Origin of the sequence: Mycobacterium sp. (assembly GCF_040398885.1) — a bacterium.
Taxonomy (GTDB): Bacteria; Actinomycetota; Actinomycetes; order Mycobacteriales; family Mycobacteriaceae; genus Mycobacterium.
Map to the genome: position 1 here is coordinate 1 of NZ_JBBATF010000236.1, position 3323 is coordinate 3323.

The window sequence follows — 3323 nt, forward strand, 5'->3', positions numbered from 1 at the left end:
AGTCCTTGATCTCGTAGAGCTCCTCGACCGCCTCGTCGGCGCCGGCGACGTCGGCGAAGGTGGTCTGCGGCATGTCCTTGGACAGGAGCTTGGCTTTCGACTTGCCGAACCCGAAGCCCATCCGGCCGCCGGTCTGCATGCGGGAGAACAGCAGGAACAGTCCGACCAGAAGAATCAACGGCAGCATGTAAACCAGCAGCGAGCCCAGCACGCTCGGCTGGTTGACCGCGGTATTGGTCTTGACGCCCTTGGCGTTCAGCGCGTCGAACAGCGGCACCGCATAGCCGGTCGGATACTTGGCGATCACCTTGGTGGAATTGCCGGTGTCACCGTTGCCGTTCTTCAGTTCCAGCCGCAACTGCTGTTCGCGGTCGTCGATCTGCGCGAGTTTGACGTTGCCGGAGTTGATCTGGGCGACCGCCACCGAGGTTTCGACGGGTTTGAACCCACGGGTGTCCTCGTTGAAATAGACGAACAGCCAACCCAGCAGCAGCACGGCCGAGATCACCGTCAAGGTGCGGAAAACGTTTTTGCGATTCATCGAGCATTCACCCCCCGCGGGGGCCCCGTTCCTTCCGTACGCGCTGCCTGCAGTCTCTCAGGCTACCGTCATCCCGACGCCGGACGGTTCCCGCCGGGTTTTCGTCACCGATTGGTCCCACCGGCCTTCTGCCGGGCCGGGCCGGACTGTGCTTGGCTGACGGGCGTGGTCAGGTCCTCGCTGGTCGACGTCGACGACGCCCGGTTGCGGGTCTTCGAAGCCGGGCCGGCGGACGGGCCGGTGGTGGTGCTGACCCACGGCTTCCCGGAATTGGCCTACTCCTGGCGCCATCAGATGCCGGCACTGGCGGCGGCCGGGTACCGGGTGCTGGCGCCCGACCAGCGCGGCTACGGCGGATCGTCGTCCCCGGACCCGGTCGAGGCCTATGACATCACCGCGCTGACCGGGGATGTGGTCGCGCTGCTGGACGCGGTCGGGGCACGGCGTGCGGCGGTCGTCGGGCACGACCTGGGAGCGGTGGTGGCCTGGAGCACCCCGCTGCTGCATCCGGACCGGGTGGCCGCGGTCGCCGGGTTGAGCGTGCCGCCGGTGCCGCGGCCGCTGACACCACCGACCGAGGCCTTCCGGCGCATCCTCGGCGAGAACTTCTTCTACATCCTGTACTTCCAGCAGCCCGGCGTCGCCGACGCCGAGATGTCCGCCGACCCGGCCCGGGCCCTGCGCCGGCTGCTGGGCGGGACAGGCGTCCCCACCGATGAGGCTTCCGCGCTGCGGATGCTGGCGCCGGGGCCGGAGGGTTTCATAGACCGTCTTCCCGAGCCCGACCGGATACCCGATTGGCTGACCACGCCCGAACTCGACCACTACGTGGCGGAGTTCACCCGGACCGGGTTCACCGGGGCACTGAACTGGTACCGGAACCTCGACCGCAACTGGCGGATCATGGGCTCGCCCGCAGCGGACACCATCGACGTGCCCGCGTTGTTCGTGGGCGGCGCGTGCGACCCGGTGCTGAACTTCACCAGGACCGACCGGGCCCGGGAGGTGGCCAGGGGCTCCTACCGCGAGGTCATGCTCGACGGCGCCGGCCATTGGATACAGCAGGAGCGGGCCGAACAGATCAACGCCGAGTTACTCGGCTTCCTGACCCAGGTCCGGTGGTCATAGCCCCGGAGCGCGACGCGTTACCGTGTCTCATGCGCACGCCCCGCTCCGCAGCCCTCGTGATCGTCCCCGTCGCCGTCGCCCTGTTGGCGGGCTGCGATTCCGCTCCGGCGGTCCAGGCCAATCCCCGGCAGGTGACCGTCGTCGGTTCGGGCAAGGTTCAGGGCGCCCCGGACACCGTGACGGCCGATGTGGGTATCGAGGTGGTGGCCCCCGATGTGTCGACGGCGATGAACGAGGTAAACGGACGCCAGAAGGCGGTGATCGACGCATTGAGCGGTCGCGGGTTCGACACCACGGACATCAGCACCACGACGGTCGACGTCCAGCCGCAGATGGGTGAGAACTCGGCGATCACCGGCTACCGGGCCACCAACAACATCGCCGTGACCATCCGGGAACTCGACGCGGCCTCCGATGCGCTGTCGACCGTGATCGACATCGGCGGCAACGCCGCCCGGATCAACTCGGTGACCTACTCGATCCAGGACGACTCGCAGATGGTCAGCGACGCCCGGGCCAAGGCGTTCGAGGACGCCGAGAACCGGGCCCGGCAGTATGCCGACCTGTCCGGGCTGTCACTGGGCAGGGTCCTGTCGATTTCCGAAGCGCCGGAAGCGAATCCGCCCCGGCCGGTGCCTGTCGCGAAGGGCGCGATGGGCGCCGACGTCCCACTGCAACCGGGTCAGCAGACCGTCAGCTTCGCGGTGACCGCGGTCTGGGAGCTGACCTGAAGCCGGATCAGATGCCCGACTCGTAGACCTTGGGCTCCAAGGTCCCGATGTAGGGCAGGTCGCGGTAGCGTTCGGCGTAGTCCAGGCCGTAGCCCACGACGAAATCGTTGGGGATGTCGAACCCCACGTAGGCGATGTCGACGTCGGTTCGCACCGCGTCCGGTTTGCGCAGCAGCGTGCACACCCGCAACGACTTCGGTTGGCGGGTGGCCAGGTTGCGCAGCAGCCACGACAACGTCAGCCCCGAGTCGACGATGTCCTCCACGATGAGCACGTCGCGGCCGGCGATGTCGCGGTCGAGATCCTTGAGGATGCGAACCACCCCGGAGGACGACGTCGCCGATCCGTAGGAACTGACCGCCATGAACTCCAGTTGGGTGGGCACCGGGATCGCGCGGGCCAGGTCGGTCACGAACATGACCGCTCCCTTGAGCACGGTGACCAGAAGCAGGTCCTCGTGGGTGGCGGCGTAGTCGCGGCCCAATTCCGCCCCCAGTTCGCGGGTGCGCACGCGGATCTGTTCCTCGGAGACCAGAACCGACCTGATGTCCCCTGGGTACAGCTCATTCGCCGACACGCCCACAGCGTGCCATGCCCGCAACCGGCAGAACAATCAGACCGGTTCAGACCGGCTCGGTGCGCAGTGTGAGGACACCATCGCGGCGCTCCGCGAACAGCCGGGTGCGGGGCCGATCGCAACCCACCGCCACCCCGCCCTGGCCATGCCAGGCCGTCACCAGCGCGTCGACCGAGCGGATCTGAAGGTCGGTCAGGCGGGCGGCGCCGCCGGCCAGCAGCCAGCTGCGGACCACCCGTCGGCGCACGGCGCCGGGCAGGTCCGCCACCGCGGCGACCGGAAGTCCGCCGCCGGCCGCCGCCGAGTCGGGCGGCGCGTCGCGGGCCACCGCATCGAGGGCCGCGCG

5 protein-coding genes are annotated in these 3323 nt (G+C 68.6%); 2 read left to right on the forward strand and 3 right to left on the reverse strand.

What is annotated here, in order from left to right:
* On the reverse strand, positions 1 to 541 hold a 541-nt coding region (locus ADBZ5U_RS15260), incomplete at its 3' end, for an ATP-dependent metallopeptidase FtsH/Yme1/Tma family protein (RefSeq protein WP_526811603.1).
* 156 nt (positions 542 to 697) lie between these two features.
* Here ADBZ5U_RS15260 and ADBZ5U_RS15265 point away from each other — a divergent pair.
* A complete protein-coding gene (locus tag ADBZ5U_RS15265) occupies positions 698 to 1669 on the forward strand; it encodes an alpha/beta fold hydrolase (RefSeq protein WP_526811611.1) in 972 nt (323 codons plus the stop codon).
* Between the two features lie 29 nt (positions 1670 to 1698).
* On the forward strand, positions 1699 to 2400 hold the full coding sequence (locus ADBZ5U_RS15270) for an SIMPL domain-containing protein (protein ID WP_526811605.1): 702 nt from the start codon (positions 1699 to 1701) through the stop codon (positions 2398 to 2400).
* Between the two features lie 7 nt (positions 2401 to 2407).
* Here ADBZ5U_RS15270 and hpt read toward each other — a convergent pair whose 3' ends face one another.
* Positions 2408 to 3013, reverse strand: a complete 606-nt coding sequence (gene hpt / locus ADBZ5U_RS15275; RefSeq protein ID WP_526811607.1) for a hypoxanthine phosphoribosyltransferase — start codon at positions 3011 to 3013, stop codon at positions 2408 to 2410.
* Positions 3014 to 3023: 10 nt separating this feature from the next.
* A partial coding sequence (locus ADBZ5U_RS15280; RefSeq protein WP_526811609.1) for a TilS substrate-binding domain-containing protein occupies positions 3024 to 3323 on the reverse strand: 300 nt, incomplete at its 5' end.